At 56.4% G+C, this 13,983-nt stretch carries 11 protein-coding genes; 7 read left to right on the top strand and 4 right to left on the bottom strand.

Annotated elements, in window-relative coordinates; genetic code table 11:
• Positions 1-5: 5 nt before the first annotated feature.
• The 3 genes from DXC79_RS08325 (at position 6) to DXC79_RS08315 (ending at position 5,878) form a co-directional block, all read left to right on the top strand.
• Positions 6-968 carry a redoxin domain-containing protein gene (locus DXC79_RS08325; protein ID WP_117635847.1) on the top strand — a complete coding sequence of 321 codons (963 nt, stop codon included), beginning with the start codon at positions 6-8 and terminating at the stop codon, positions 966-968.
• Positions 969-1,183: 215 nt separating this feature from the next.
• Positions 1,184-4,438 (top strand): ABC transporter ATP-binding protein/permease, encoded by a 3,255-nt coding sequence (locus DXC79_RS08320; RefSeq protein ID WP_117635846.1) that lies wholly within the window; start codon positions 1,184-1,186, stop codon positions 4,436-4,438.
• 159 nt (positions 4,439-4,597) lie between these two features.
• Positions 4,598-5,878 (top strand): MFS transporter, encoded by a 1,281-nt coding sequence (locus DXC79_RS08315; protein WP_117635845.1) that lies wholly within the window; start codon positions 4,598-4,600, stop codon positions 5,876-5,878.
• A gap of 202 nt (positions 5,879-6,080) precedes the next feature.
• Here the strand turns inward: DXC79_RS08315 and DXC79_RS08310 are convergent, their stop codons facing one another.
• Positions 6,081-6,644, bottom strand: coding sequence for a TetR/AcrR family transcriptional regulator (locus DXC79_RS08310; protein ID WP_117563584.1), 564 nt, complete (start codon positions 6,642-6,644; stop codon positions 6,081-6,083).
• 239 nt (positions 6,645-6,883) lie between these two features.
• Between DXC79_RS08310 and DXC79_RS08305 the strand changes: the two genes are divergently transcribed.
• From DXC79_RS08305 to DXC79_RS08295, 3 genes are all read left to right on the top strand, one after another.
• Positions 6,884-8,122: an agmatine/peptidylarginine deiminase gene (locus DXC79_RS08305; RefSeq protein WP_117635844.1), complete on the top strand. Its 1,239-nt coding sequence runs from the start codon at positions 6,884-6,886 to the stop codon at positions 8,120-8,122.
• Positions 8,123-8,243: 121 nt separating this feature from the next.
• The gene (locus tag DXC79_RS08300; protein WP_117635843.1) at positions 8,244-9,308 is read left to right on the top strand and encodes an ornithine carbamoyltransferase; all 1,065 of its coding nucleotides are present in this window, start codon (positions 8,244-8,246) and stop codon (positions 9,306-9,308) included.
• Positions 9,309-9,319: 11 nt separating this feature from the next.
• Positions 9,320-10,585: an MFS transporter gene (locus tag DXC79_RS08295; protein ID WP_117635842.1), complete on the top strand. Its 1,266-nt coding sequence runs from the start codon at positions 9,320-9,322 to the stop codon at positions 10,583-10,585.
• Between the two features lie 123 nt (positions 10,586-10,708).
• Here DXC79_RS08295 and DXC79_RS08290 read toward each other — a convergent pair whose 3' ends face one another.
• On the bottom strand, positions 10,709-11,842 hold the full coding sequence (locus tag DXC79_RS08290) for a hypothetical protein (RefSeq protein WP_117635841.1): 1,134 nt from the start codon (positions 11,840-11,842) through the stop codon (positions 10,709-10,711).
• 63 nt (positions 11,843-11,905) lie between these two features.
• Positions 11,906-12,433, bottom strand: coding sequence for a DUF3592 domain-containing protein (locus DXC79_RS08285; RefSeq protein ID WP_117635840.1), 528 nt, complete (start codon positions 12,431-12,433; stop codon positions 11,906-11,908).
• Positions 12,434-12,556: 123 nt separating this feature from the next.
• Between DXC79_RS08285 and DXC79_RS08280 the strand changes: the two genes are divergently transcribed.
• A complete protein-coding gene (locus tag DXC79_RS08280; RefSeq protein WP_117635839.1) occupies positions 12,557-13,510 on the top strand; it encodes a tRNA-dihydrouridine synthase in 954 nt (317 codons plus the stop codon).
• 131 nt (positions 13,511-13,641) lie between these two features.
• On the opposite strand, the gene DXC79_RS08275 is transcribed toward DXC79_RS08280, so the two are convergent.
• Entirely contained in the window at positions 13,642-13,908 is a 267-nt protein-coding gene (locus DXC79_RS08275; RefSeq protein ID WP_055252530.1) for a ribbon-helix-helix protein, CopG family, read from the bottom strand.
• Positions 13,909-13,983 lie beyond the last annotated feature (75 nt).

Genomic DNA, 13,983 nt, shown 5'->3' with positions numbered 1-13,983 from the left:
GAACCATGAAACTGTCAAAAATTGCGGCTCTGTTGATGCTGCCCGTGCTGGCGCTGACTCTCGCGGCGTGCTCTGCCCCCAAGGGTGACGCGAAGGATGCCACGAGCGGCGATGCGCAGATTGCCGAGCTTGTGGCACAAAAGCCGTCGAGCGCCGAGGAGGCGGCCAAGCTGTACCAGCAGCTGCTGCAAAAGGAAAACGAGATCTTTGCGAGCGATAACGCCCTATGGGAAAAGGTGTTCCTTGCGGCCAACAAAGACACTCCCATGATTGAGGACGGCAAGAACTACGGTGACTTCTTGCTCGATACCATCGAGGGCGCCAAGGATCAGTTTGCGGCTGACGAGCTTAAGACGCTTAAGGCCGGCGCGCAGCAGGTCAAGGAGATCGAGGACAAGCTCATGGCGCTGGAGAAGGAGTTCCCCGGATGTGGCAGCACGCCCGGCGAGGGAGAGAGCGTCGATGCCTCGACCGCGGGCATGACCAACGGCGAGAGCGGGGAGACGAAGTTCCCCAGCTTTAAGGGCAAGGACTTGGACGGCAACGATGTAAACAGCGACGAGCTGTTCTCCAAGAACAAGGTCACCGTCATGAACTTCTGGTTTACCACCTGCAAGCCGTGCGTGGGAGAGCTGGGCGATCTGGAGAAGCTCAACAAGGAGCTTGCCGAGAAGGGCGGCCAGGTCGTGGGCGTTAATTCCTTTACGCTCGATGGCAACAAAGACGAGGTGGCCGATGCTAAGGACGTGCTTTCCAAGAAGGGCGTGACGTATAAGAACATCTGGTTTAAGTCGGACAGTGAGGCCGGCAAGTTCACCTCCAACCTGTACTCGTTCCCGACCACGTACGTGATCGACCAGAACGGCAACATCGTGGGAGAGCCGATCATGGGCGGTATCAACTCCGCTGAGCAGCGCGAAGCGCTCAACAAACTGATCGATCAGGCACTCGCGAAGAGCGAGCAGTAGGTGCGAATGTGACAAAGGGACAGCCCCTTTGTCACATCATCGATGATAAGTGCGGGACGGTGCGCCACGTGGCGTGCCGTCCCGTTCGTTTTTGGGGCAGTACGTTAGATTTCTCACTGGAGCAGGCCAAAAATGAGGATAGAGTAGGACAAACGCGCCGAACGTGAACGGCGGGGGAGCGGGCGAGCGCGCCCGCGCGAGAGAGGTTGCCGTCCATGCTGGATCTCAGAGATATTTGCAAAAGGTACGTTACGCAGTCGTTTACGCAGGTAGCGCTCGACAGCGTAAGCCTGTCTTTTCGCGATAACGAGTTTGTAGCCATCCTGGGTCCCTCGGGTTCGGGTAAAACTACGATGCTCAACGTCATTGGTGGACTCGACCATTTCGATTCCGGCGACCTGTTGATCGATGGCATCTCGACCAAGGACTTCAGCGATCGCGATTGGGATGCCTACAGAAACAATCGCATCGGCTTTGTGTTCCAGAGCTATAACCTCATTCCGCACCAGAGCATTTTGGAAAACGTGGAGCTGGCGCTTACGCTCACGGGCGTGGGACATGCCGAGCGCCGCCAGCGTGCGCGCAAGGCGCTTGAGGCAGTCGGTCTGGGCGAGCACGTTAACAAGCGCCCGAGCCAGCTATCGGGCGGCCAGATGCAGCGCGTGGCCATTGCCCGCGCCTTGATCAATGATCCCGAGATTGTGCTGGCTGACGAGCCGACCGGCGCCTTGGACTCGACGACATCCGTACAGGTCATGGATTTGCTCAAGGACGTTGCGTGCGACCGTCTGGTCATCATGGTCACGCACAATCCCGAGCTGGCGTACAGGTACGCCACGCGCATCGTTACCCTGGCTGACGGCAAGATCACCGACGATTCAGATCCCTTTGATGCTGCCGAGGCCGCGCGTCGCGAGGCCAAGCCCACGCGCAAAACCTCGATGAGCTTTGTGACGGCGCTGGGGCTTTCTGCCCGAAACCTCATAACCAAGAAGGGCCGTACGGCCATGACGGCCTTTGCAGGTTCGATTGGCATTATTGGCATCGCGGCGATTCTGGCGCTCTCCAACGGCGTAAACGGCTACATCAAAAAGGTCGAGGAGGACACGCTCTCGAGCTACCCGCTTACGATTTCCAAACAAGATTACGACCTGTCGTCCATGATGGGCGGGCATGGGACTACCGATGAGGAGGCGTCCAAGGGCGAGGACTCGTCCGATGGCGCTACCGGCGGCAAGGCTCAGGGGACCGATAAGATCCCTGTGGTCACGGCCGTAAAGGATATGTTCGCAAGTGTTAAATCTAACGATATGACGAGCTTTAAGGCATGGCTTGACGACGGCGGCAACGGTATCGACAAAGAGGTCAACGCTATTCAGTATGGTTACGGCGTGACGCCGGTTGTCTATCGTTCGAGTAAGGGCGACGAGAAGCCCGTTCGCCTTGTTCCCAACGCTATGACCGAGGCCATGAGCGGAGGCGCGAGCTCGGCGGCAACGGTGAGCATGGATTCCATGGGAACGTCGGTCTTTAACGAGATGATTGACGACCAGAGCCTGCTCGACAGCCAGTACGATGTCGTTGCCGGCCATTGGCCTACGTCCGCCAACGAGGCCGTGATGGTGCTTTCGAGCCGCGGAACGGTGGGCGACTACACGCTCTACAGCATCGGCGCGCTGGATATCGATGAGCTCAACGACCTGGTTAACAGTGCCATGACGGCCGACGGCAAGGTCAAGACGCCCAAGACCGGCAGCGACTTTACCTACGACGATGCACTGTCCACGACGTTTAAGGTGTTGTCGCCGGCCGATGCCTATCGCAAAAACGAAGAGACCGGCATGTGGACTGACATGTCTGGCGACGCCGACTTTATGAAAGCCAAGGTTGCCGACGGTATTGACGTGCGCATTGTGGGCGTGGTGCGACCCAACGAGGCGGCAAACGCGAGCGCATTGTCCCCGGGCATTGCCTATACGCATGCGCTGACTCGCCAGCTTATGGAGCGTGCTGCCGATTCGCAAATCGTGCAGGAGCAGCTTGCCCACCCCGAGACGGATGTCTTTACGGGTAAAACCTTCGACGAGCTGCAGGGCGAGGCCAAGCAAGGCGTGGATCTGAGCAGCATGTTCAGTGTGGACGAGGCGGCGCTGAAGAGCGCGTTCTCTCTCGATTCGTCTGCGCTCTCGGGTGCGGCCGGCGGCATGGACCTTTCTAGCCTTGATTTGTCCGGGCTGGACCTTGACCTTTCGGGCGTTGGGAAGGACATCGACTTCAGCGACATCATGGCCAAAGCGCCGGCCCCAGATTTCTCGGGCATCTTTGACGGTCTGGAACTCACGCCCGAGCAGATGCAGCAGGTAGGAACGCTTGCCAACCAGCTGTTTGAGGGCTTTCTGCAGTCTGATCAGTTTAAGGCGCTGTCGCCCGAAGATCTTAAGGACGCGTCAAAGCTCGCTGCCGCATTCTCGGCGTATCTTGAGAATGATGCCGCAGCCCAGCAATGCCTGGCTCAGCTCAAGGCGTTGGGCGGCGATGCCTTGGCCGAGCGTCTGCAGCAGGTGATGGGCGACTATGTGCAAAAGCAGCTGGCTCCGTATTTGCAGCAGTCTATGGATCAGGTGATGAAGGCGGTCAGCGAGCAGATTGCGACGACGGTATCAACCCAGCTCAAGGCGGGTGCGGCAGGGCTCATGGACCAAATGGCGACGCAGATGTCTTCGAGTTTTGCCAACCTGGCGAGCGCCATGCGCGTGGATGCGGGCGCCTTTGCTCGTGCCATCCACTTCAACATGGACGCCGAGGACCTGAGCTCGCTCATGATGAGCTATGCCAAGGCGTCGAAGCTCACCTACGACAACAATCTGACCACGTTGGGCTATGCGGACGAGGCGGACCCCATTTCGGTCAAGATTTTCCCGCGCGACTTTGAGGCCAAGGAGCGCGTGCTCGATTACATCGATGCGTACAACAAGCAGGTCAAAGCTGCTGGCCACGATGAGCAGGCAATCTCGTATACCGACTACATGGGCATCATCATGGGCTCGGTGACCGACATCGTGAATACTATCAGCTTGGTGCTCATCGCATTCGTGAGTATCAGTTTGGTGGTGAGCTCCATCATGATCGGCACCATCACCTACATCAGCGTGCTGGAGCGCAAAAAGGAGATTGGCATCCTGCGCGCGATCGGCGCGTCAAAGCGCAACGTGGCAAACGTATTTAATGCCGAGACCTTTATCGAAGGCCTCATTGCCGGCGTCTTTGCCATTGTCGTCGTGGTGGCCGTGAGCTTTCCGGTTAATGCCTGGGCGCTTGCGGCCAAGCAGGTGCCCAACCTGATGAGCCTGCCCGTTCAAGACGCGCTGATGCTCATTGTAATTTCGGTGCTGCTGACGGTCGTTGCCGGCCTGCTGCCGGCTCGCAGCGCATCCAAGAAGGATCCCGTGGAGGCCCTGCGCTCCGAATAATGCGACAAAGGGACAGTCCCTTTGTCGCATTGGGGGCCCAATTACCGTTCGGCACGTTAAGGGTCCCCGCTCCCCGCTTAACACTTGACGAAGAATCTCCATCTTTATATACCTATCGGTAGGCATATAGGTTGCATTGCCGATAGAAACGGAGTAACCATGACTCTCATCGCACCAGCCGAAAAGGACCGCCCCCGTGAGAGCGGCGCATTTGCTTGGATTGTCGTTATTGCGCTCGGTTTAATGTCTGCGGGAACAACCGGCACCTACAGCATCATTGCCGGCTCATTCATCGCTCCTGTATGTGAAGACCTGGGCTTTGACTACACTTCTTTCTCTTTCTATTTCACCGCGATTCTTCTTGGCCTTGCGCTTGGGCTTCCGCTTTTGAGTCGTTTCATTCCAAAAGTAATCGGCAAACCATGGCATATTTGCGTTGAACTCGTCCTTATTGCCGCCGGCGCCGCAATGGCGTTCTACACCGAGGTCTGGATGTTCATCGTCTCCGCCGCAGTGATCGGCATCTGCTTTTCGTTCACAACGGGTGTCTGCATGTCCGATGTCATTGACCAATGGTTCAGTAAATCGTCTGGTCTTGCCATCGGCCTTGCGTGGGGCGTTAATTCTCTCTGCACGCTGCTATTGAGTCCTGTCATTACACTGGTCATCGAGCAGCAAGGCTGGCGTACGGGTTACATCGTACTTGCGGCCGTTTCTGCAGCCATGATATTGCCCACAAGCGCATTTATCATTCGCCTTAAGCCTTCTGATCGCAATATGCTTCCGTACGGAGAGACTACCTCCGAAACCCATGAGAGCTACAGCGCCGATGAAAAGGAAGATGTCTCTTCGGGCATGGCGCTCCGCGATGCCGCGAAAACGCCATCTTTTATTCTCTGCGCCCTTCTGCTCTGCGTGGCGCAACTCACCTGCTGCATGAACCAGCTGTTCCCGACCTATGCAAGCGAGGTCGGCTTCAATCCCATCGTGGGAAGCCTAATGGTTTCGGCGGCTTCGCTCTCCGATATTTTCCTAAATCCCTTCGTAGGCAAAACATGCGACAAGCTCGGTGCTATTAAAGCAACGGTCGCATGGACGGGAGTCAGCATTCTTTCATTCCTACTTCTCATCTTTGGCGGAAGCAACGAGACCGTTTCCATCATCGCGGCCGGCGTAAACGACGTCATGTTCGCCATCGTTGGAACTGCAATGCCGATGATTCTCCTCTCGCTCTTCGGATCACGCGATTTTGGAAGGATCTATTCGATTATTTGCTCAGCGGGCTATGTTGTCGGAGCTTTCGGAATGCCAGTCATGATGAAGGTTTACGGTATGGCAGGGTCTTTCCAAGGAGTATTCGTCTTCTGTATCATCTGCAACCTTCTGATTGCGACATTTGCTTTAGTTTCCGGTATCCTCAATAAGACTACCGCGAAATAACCTGACCAACGAACTGCCCTTCAGCCCTGTCATTTGTCTCCGCAAGTTAAAACGAAATTGGGGCCGATTCCAACATAGCTGGAATCGGCCCCAATTTCTATTCAACAACTTTTGCAATCATCGCGAACACGGGTTTCGAACCATTCCGCGACCCCGCAAGTCGTCGCATCGCGCTTGCCAAGGTGCCTCTGTTATTACGCGCCTATTTAAACATGAGTTCGACGATCCCTGCCCAAACAGCCTTTTCATCGATGTCTTCATCTTGGGCAACGGTATTGCTCGCTCCCTCAAGTACGGTGTAAAGAATCTGCACGTACAGCATGACGTCTGTTTCATCGGAAAACGCGCCAATTTCTAGGCCATGGAGAAGGATGTCTTTAAGCGCGTCCATAGTTCGGTTGATCGCCGTTGCCTGACGTTCCTGAACTGCAGGGATTCGATTTGCCTGAATACTGACCTCGGCCAGCACGCGACGGCGCTTTTCATCACTACGATAGCCACCTATAACCGAATTGCCGAGCTCGATAAGCGCCGCCTTGAATCCGTCCCTATCGACTATTAGCGAGTAGTCGCGCTGATAGTCGATAGTCGGAAACATACTATCTAAGAGCGTGGTGAAAATATCCTCTTTAGAGGGAAAGTAGTAGTACACCGATGGCTTGGATATACCGACACGGTCGCAGATTTTTCCAATGGACGCCTTGTCGTAACCGACTTCTGCCACAAGATCATACATTGCGTCCAATATTTTTCCCTTTGTGCTCACGCTTCACTTCTCCATTGCAAATCACTTCCGCATTGCCAACATTATTAAGAATGGCAACGGAACATCAATTCGTGTCCAAACACGACCACTATAAACGGTGAACGGTAGGTATCGACAGGCGAATGGCAATTATACAAAAACACCTACCGAACGGTAGGTATAGTAGTACTATAGCTGGTGTAACCCCGCTATTGTCGCGGCCGGACAGCATTGCGGGAAACCCGACGGAAGGACCAACCATGTACGAGAACTATCGTATGCCGGGCGAGTTTGAGAAGCGCTCCAACGTCTATGTGACATGGCTTCCCGATTACATTCGCGCAGAGGGCTTCGATAATCGTCAGCCCTGCGTTGACGTAATTAAAGCTTTGCTTGAGTATGGCGACGTTACGGTCAATCTCAACTGTGGCACCCCCGGCTCCTACGAGGAAGCCTGCTCGCGCCTTAAAGAAGAAGGGGTGGATCTCGACCGTATCCAGATTACGCAGTTCGAAGACTCCAACTTCTACGTTCGCGACAACGGCCCCAGCATCATGGTCGACGACGAAGGCCATTCCTATATGGTCAACCCCGCTTGGACCTATTATGGCGTGTGGGACAAGAACTCCCCAGAGTGCCAGTCCGCACGCAGGGCAGCTGTTCACATGGCGGTTGCGCTCGGGTGCTTCGATATCGTCAATTCCGAAATGGTTTCGGAGGGCGGCGACCGCGAGTTTGACGGTCACGGCACCCTGATCGCCATCGAGGACACGGAATGCCGCAAGCGCAATCCCGAGTTCTCAAAAGAGGAAGTGGAGGCCGAGTACAAGCGCATCTACAACCTCAACAAGGTTATCTGGCTGCCGCAGCCTATGCTTGAGGACGACGACTATCGACTGGGCATCCTCGACGAGAAGGAAGATGGAACTCCTGTCTTCGGCATGAGCTTCGCCGCCCACATCGATGAGATGTGCCGCTTTATCACCCCGAACAAGATTCTTCTTGCCGAGGTATCCGATGAGGAGGCCGCCTCGAGCAAGGCGGGCGCGGAATCGCATCGTCGCATCGACGCCGCCTACGAGATTCTACGCGCCGAGACGGACTGGGAGGGCAAGCCCTTCGAAATCGTCCGCATGCCCACTGCCGAGCCGATCGAGGTTGTCATCGCTCCCGGCGACGAGGACTACGAGCTGTATAAGGGCTTCATCGACGAAATGGGCGGCAAGTTCATGGATGGCACCCCTTGGCCCGAAGGCCCCGTTCACTTTTATGCCGCAGCAAGCTACTGCAACTTCCTCATCTGCAACGGCGTCGTTCTTGGCCAGCGTTATTACCACGAAGGCATGAGCGAAGTCGTGAAGGAGAAGGACGAGCAGGCCAAGGCGGTTCTTGAGAGCTGCTTCCCCGATCGCAAGGTCATCATGATCGACTCTCTCGCGCTTAACCTGTCCGGCGGCGGCGTGCACTGCTGGACCAAGGACGTGGCTGCCAGCTGCTAGCAAGTTCTTAAACTTGCGCTGCCTGATCCAAGCGCCACATTTACAGTCCCCGAGGGATATCCGTGTTTCCCTCGGGGGCGCATTCGACACTTACCCATCAAACAATTGAAAGGAAATAGGCATGAACAACAGCCTTCGCGGTCGCGACTACCTCAACATCCACGATCTTTCCTCTGAGGATTTCCGTTACCTCATCGATCTTGCCTGGAACCTCAAGGCCCAGAAAAAGTCCGGTGTCGACCAGCGCTACTTCCCCGGCAAGAACGTTCTCGCCAACTTTGAGTGGGGCTCGACCCGCACTCGTTGCGCCTTTGAGACCTCTTGCAACGACCTGGGCATGGGCTTCACCTATCTGACCAACTCCCACATGGGCGATTGCGAGACCATCGAGGATGCCATGCGCGTCTTCAACGGCATGTATGATCTCATTGTCTATCGTGCACAAAAGGACGAGCAGTTCCTCTATGATGTCGCCGACTTGGTCGATATTCCAGTCATCAATGCCCTCACCCTCGGCGATCACCCGACCCAGATGCTCGCTGACGCTCTCACGATGGAGGAGCAGTGGGGTGGTCTGCGCACGAGCCGTGGCAAGAAGATGGCCTTCGTTGGCAACTGCGCCGGCGCCCCCGTGTGGTATGGCCGTCTGTGCGCGATGCTCGACATGGACTTCCTCGCCATCGGCCCCGACGACCTCCGTCACCAGATGTGCAAGGAAATGATCGAGGAGGTTGAGGCCTGCTACGCCAAGTACGCGCCTAACAGGACCTTCACCATCACCTCTGACCTTGATGCTCTGGACGGTGTCGACGTAATCGTTACCGAGGAGTGGCGCTACATCAACCCCGAGTGCGGCGACGAGGTTCTGGACCCTGACGACTACAACTCTTGGCTTGGCGACGCCGAGTCCCTGTACCCCTATCGCGTCACCAGTGAGCTGTGCAAGCGCACCAACAACCCCGACATCTTCTGCATGCACGAGCTCCCCTCTGTTCACAACGCAAATCACCGCGTTGGCAAGATGTTGCTCGACCAGTGCAAGAACGACCTGCATCGTGAAATCATCACCGAGGGCTTTGAGATTGCGGACGAGTGCTTTGAGGCCAACGCGTCGGTCATCTTCCGTGAGGCAGAGAACCGTCAGCACACCATCAAGGCCGTTATGTGCGCCCTTCTGGGTCTCTAGGAGCTGTATCAATGGAAAATGCAAAGTTAAAGAGCAGCAAGGTTTACGCATGGGTTCTCGTGATCGCGCTCGGCCTCATGTCTGCCGGTACGACCGGATCCTATAGCGTAATCGCTGGCTCCTTCGTCGCGCCCGTGTGCGAGGAGTTCGGATTTGACTACTCCATCTTCTCGTATTACTTCACTGCAACGCTCATTGGTCTTGCAGCGGCTCTTCCGTTTGTCGGAAAACTCATCCCCAAGGTTGTTGGCAAGTTTTGGCTCCCCGTCGTCGAGCTTATTCTGCTCGCCGCTGGCGCAGGCATGGCCTTCTACACCGAAGTCTGGATGTTCATCGCAGCTGGTGCTTTGATTGGCGTTTGCTTCGCCTTCACTACCGGCGTCGCCATGTCCGATGTTATTGACCAGTGGTTCAAAAAATCTGGCGGCCTGGCAATTGGTCTCGCTTGGGCAGTGAACTCGATTTACATGCTCATCATGAGTCCCGTCATCACCTCTGTCATTGAGGCTGCTGGCTGGAGGACTGGTTATCTGGTGCTCGCTGGCGTCTCCGCCGTGCTCATTCTTCCCGCTTCCATCCTGATTATCCGCTATAAGCCCCAGGACAAGGGCATGCTGCCCTATGGCTATGTCGAAGGCGAGACGGTCGCCGAGACCGAGGAGACGACCGAGGATAGTGCACGTGGCGTTAGCTACGCACGCGCTATTAAGTCGCCTGCATTCTTTTTCTGCATCGGCTTCCTCTGCCTCGTTCAGCTTACTTGCTGCATGAACCAGCTGTTCCCCACCTATGCCGCCGAGGTCGGCTTTAGCCCCATGGTGGGTGGCTTCATGGTTTCCGCCGCATCGCTGTTCGACCTGTTCCTCAACCCGATCGTCGGTACCACTTGCGATAAGTTTGGCAGCACCAAGGCCATTCTGAGCTGGCTCGCCGTCTCGATTCTCTCCTTTGTCATGCTCATGATGAGCAGCGGCAACTCGACGCTCAGCATTCTTGCTGCCGGTGTTAACGACGTCATGTACGTCATCGCCGGCACCGCTCTGACCGTTTTGGTGATGGACGTCTTTGGCTCCCGTGACTTTGGTCGCATCTTCGCGCTCATCTGCTCCGTGGGCTATATCGTCGGCGCCTTTGGCATGCCCGTCATGATGAAGGTATACGAGCTTGTCGGCTCCTTCCAGGGCGTTTTCATCTTCTGTATTGCATGCAACGTCATCATCGGTCTGTTCTTGCTGCTGGCAAAGAAGACTGGTAAGAGCCTCTCTTGGGACGAATAGTTCGATTCGTCTTAGTCATACGCTGTAGGAGTTAATCTGCAGCAGCTTTAGGGCATCGGCTAACGCCGGTGCCCTTTTTCATGGAATGTGACAAAGGGACAGTCCTTTTGTCACATTGGGCGCCTAGCTCGTTTTGCCCACCAACGTGATACGGATGCTTGGATGGGTGTACTCGTCAAACTCGTCCTCGGGCTCCGTGTCAAACGAATAGTACGTTTTGATGAGGTCGTCACTCGTCCTGATGGAGATTCTCTCGTAGAGCGAACCGTTCAAAAAAGCCTGCCTAAACTCTTCGGGGAGCTTTTGCGGTGCTAGGAGCTCGGGACTCACGGTCTTGACGTCTACGGTTTGGACGACAGAGGAAAGCTCATCCAAGTCGAGCTCGATGCGGGCGAGGTTGTCCTCAAGGCTCGCGTCGGGGTCGATCTCCGCTATGTAACTCACTTCCTTGAGCGTTCCCTTGTTATCGAAATCCAGGTACGTATAGGTCTTCTGGGTATCGGAGTCGCCGTCGTGCAAGTAGCCGCGGACATGATAGCCGTAATCTTGATATCGCTCGTAGGGGTCATCGGCGGACACGTACTCGCATGCGGGCTCTAATGCCTTGCGGGCGATGGCGATCTGCTCGGCCGCGGCCGCGGCGTTCTGTTGCATCTTGATGTTTCCCTGCGCCAGCTGCGGGATATAGGCACCGCACACGATTGCGAGGGGCAGTGCCACAAGCGCGACGATCCACTTTTTTGCACGGGGGATAGGCACGCCACAGGCCTCTGCCATGGCCTTTGCGTTGGCAAAGCTTTCGGCAAGCACGTCTGCCGCGGTGGCGACGGCGCCTACGGCAGCGGCGACTTCTGCCGCGCCGCCCAGGTTGCGCGCGGTCTCGTTGTCGCTGTTCTTGAGCAGGCGCGCAGCGGCCTGCGTGCCAATAACGCCCGCGATTTGTGCCGAGCGGTCTTTCTCGGACTGCTCGACGGCGAGTCGGCGCTGCATTTCTTTCCACTGCTTGCCGCGCATGCCAAAGCGCGGCGCGAGCGCGCAGTAGCAGAAGATGGCGAGCTCGACGGCGGTGAGCGCCAAGGCGGTCATCATGCCCGTCTCCTGGAAGCCTTCGTGATGGAAGACGATGTCGTCAATCATTTCGAAGGGAATGATCAAAAGGGGCAGCACGAATGCCATGGCGAGCGCCGCTCCGGCAATCTTGGGATAGATGCAGTATCGCTGGATACGCTTGCGTTCTTGTTCGGAAAGTGTTGCCATGGCTGATCCTTGGTGTCGTAACGGTCGTTGCGGCGCATGGGGCGCGGGGCGCATCAGTTTGAGCTAGCGCTGGATAAGAACATAGAGCAAGATGCTCATCGCGATGAGCAAGAAGCCTGCGATGTTAAACATCAGTGTGGCAAAGTTGCCCACGATGGGGCGTTCGACATAGCTTTTGTCTGGGTTGCTGGGGTTGTAGTACACGGTCATTTGGCTACCGAGGGGCCAAAGCTGCTCCGCGAGGGTGCCTAGGCGGGCGATGGGGCCTGTCTGCACGTGCAGCCAGCCCTTGGCGTCTTCGTAGGCGGTGGCTTGCGTGCGGATGGGGAGTCCCGACAAGCTTTTGGTCTTTATGCCACGGAATTGTTTTTTCGCGCGGTATTGCGTGCCGTCGACGGCGTATTCCAAAACGGGATACATCCTGCCTTCGCCCATAAAGCGATGGTCGATGACCGTTCCCATGGTCACGGCGGTACAGGCCTTGGCTTTCTTGCGAGCGGCGGCTTTCATGAGCGCGCTCACTCCGATAAGCAGGATGCCGATGCCCCCAACCAAGATGAGCGCGAGCAGGGATATCTGCGACGTGGTCACGGCGTTCTCCTTTGGCGCGATACCGTCATATGTGACTCAGTATAGAGAACCCCCGCCCTCGGTGGGCGTATTATGTGACAAAGGGACAGTCCCTTTGTCACATTGATTTGAGAATGGATGTTGATGTATTTATCGCTGGCTCCTATGGAGGGGGTTACCGGGCATGTGTTCCGTCGCGTGCATGCGGAGTGCTTCGGCGCGCTCGATTGTTATTACACGCCGTTTTTGCCGCCGCCGCGGGTGGGCAATCGCTTTGGCGGCAAGGCGTTTAAAGAGGTCGATCCTGCCAACAACCAGGGACTTAACGTGGTGCCCCAGCTGATGTCCAAGAATGCGGACGAGTTTGTGTGGGCGGCGCAGGTGCTTGCCGATATGGGTTACCGCGAGGTCAACCTCAACCTTGGCTGCCCTTCGGGTACGGTGGTCGCGAAGGGCAAGGGTTCGGGCTTTCTGCGCAATTTGGATGAGCTCGAGGTGTTCTTGAGCGACGTGTGCGAACGCTCGCCCTTGCCGGTGTCGGTCAAGACCAGACTGGGGCTCGAATGCGATGACGAGTACGAGCGCGTGCTCGACCTCTATTGCCGAATGCCGCTGGCGGAGTTGATCGTGCATCCGCGCGTGCAAAAGGACCGTTATACGGGCTCACCGCGCAAAGAGTTTTACGGCGAGACGCTGGAACGGGCGCCGTTCCCCGTGGCCTATAACGGCGACATCTTTGATCTTGAGGACATGGATGCGCTGGTGAAGGCCTATCCCGGAACACGCCACGTAATGTTGGGGCGCGGCTTGCTTGCGAATCCCGCGCTGGCTCGCATGGTTAAGGGCGACCCTGCCGCTACCGCCGCTGAGCTGCAACGCTTCCATGACATGCTGTTTGCGGCCTATGCGGACGAGATTGGGGGCAACGCGGTCTTTCGCATGAAGGAGTGGTGGTTCTACGCCAAATGCGCCTTCGCCGATCCCGCGACCGTTCACAAACTCGTACGCAAGACCAAAAAGGTCGATGAATACCGTGCCGCTGTCGACCGTGTCTTTCGCGAGCAGCAGCTTGCGCCCATCGCCCGCTTTTGTGGCTAAATGATCCCTTGGGGACGGAGAAGAACGGATCGCCTGTGCCGGACCCATGCAAAAAACTGTACGCCAGCATCCAAGGATGTCGAAAAATATCGTTTTTGGATGCTGACGTACATGTTTGGTTCGGCAGGGGACTAGGCAATCATTGCATCGAGTGTAATGAGTTCCCTGAGTCGCTCCGTGCGCGTTTGCCCATGGCGCTTTGCCTTTGCGTCAAATGCTTCAAGAACCGATTCGCCCACACGTGCCGATAAAACAACGCTTGGTTCATCGGAAATCGGCGGCCTTCCCAACTTGACGGTGTGGCCCTTCGGCCACTCATCTTTTTCGTATGCCGCTGCGGCTTTTTCTAGCTCACCGGGAGCAAACCCCATCATCTTTTCGAGCTGTTTAGCGTCCATAGCGCCTCCTATCGATCGATTCCGATTTCCCTGAGCACCTTGCGCGTAGGAGGGACAAGGGCGTGGTAAATGATG

It is taken from the genome of Collinsella sp. TF08-11AT, assembly GCF_003437035.1.
Classification (GTDB): Bacteria; Actinomycetota; Coriobacteriia; order Coriobacteriales; family Coriobacteriaceae; genus Collinsella.
Note: the sequence above shows the minus strand (reverse complement) of the source record. Positions and strands in the feature narration are given on the sequence as shown.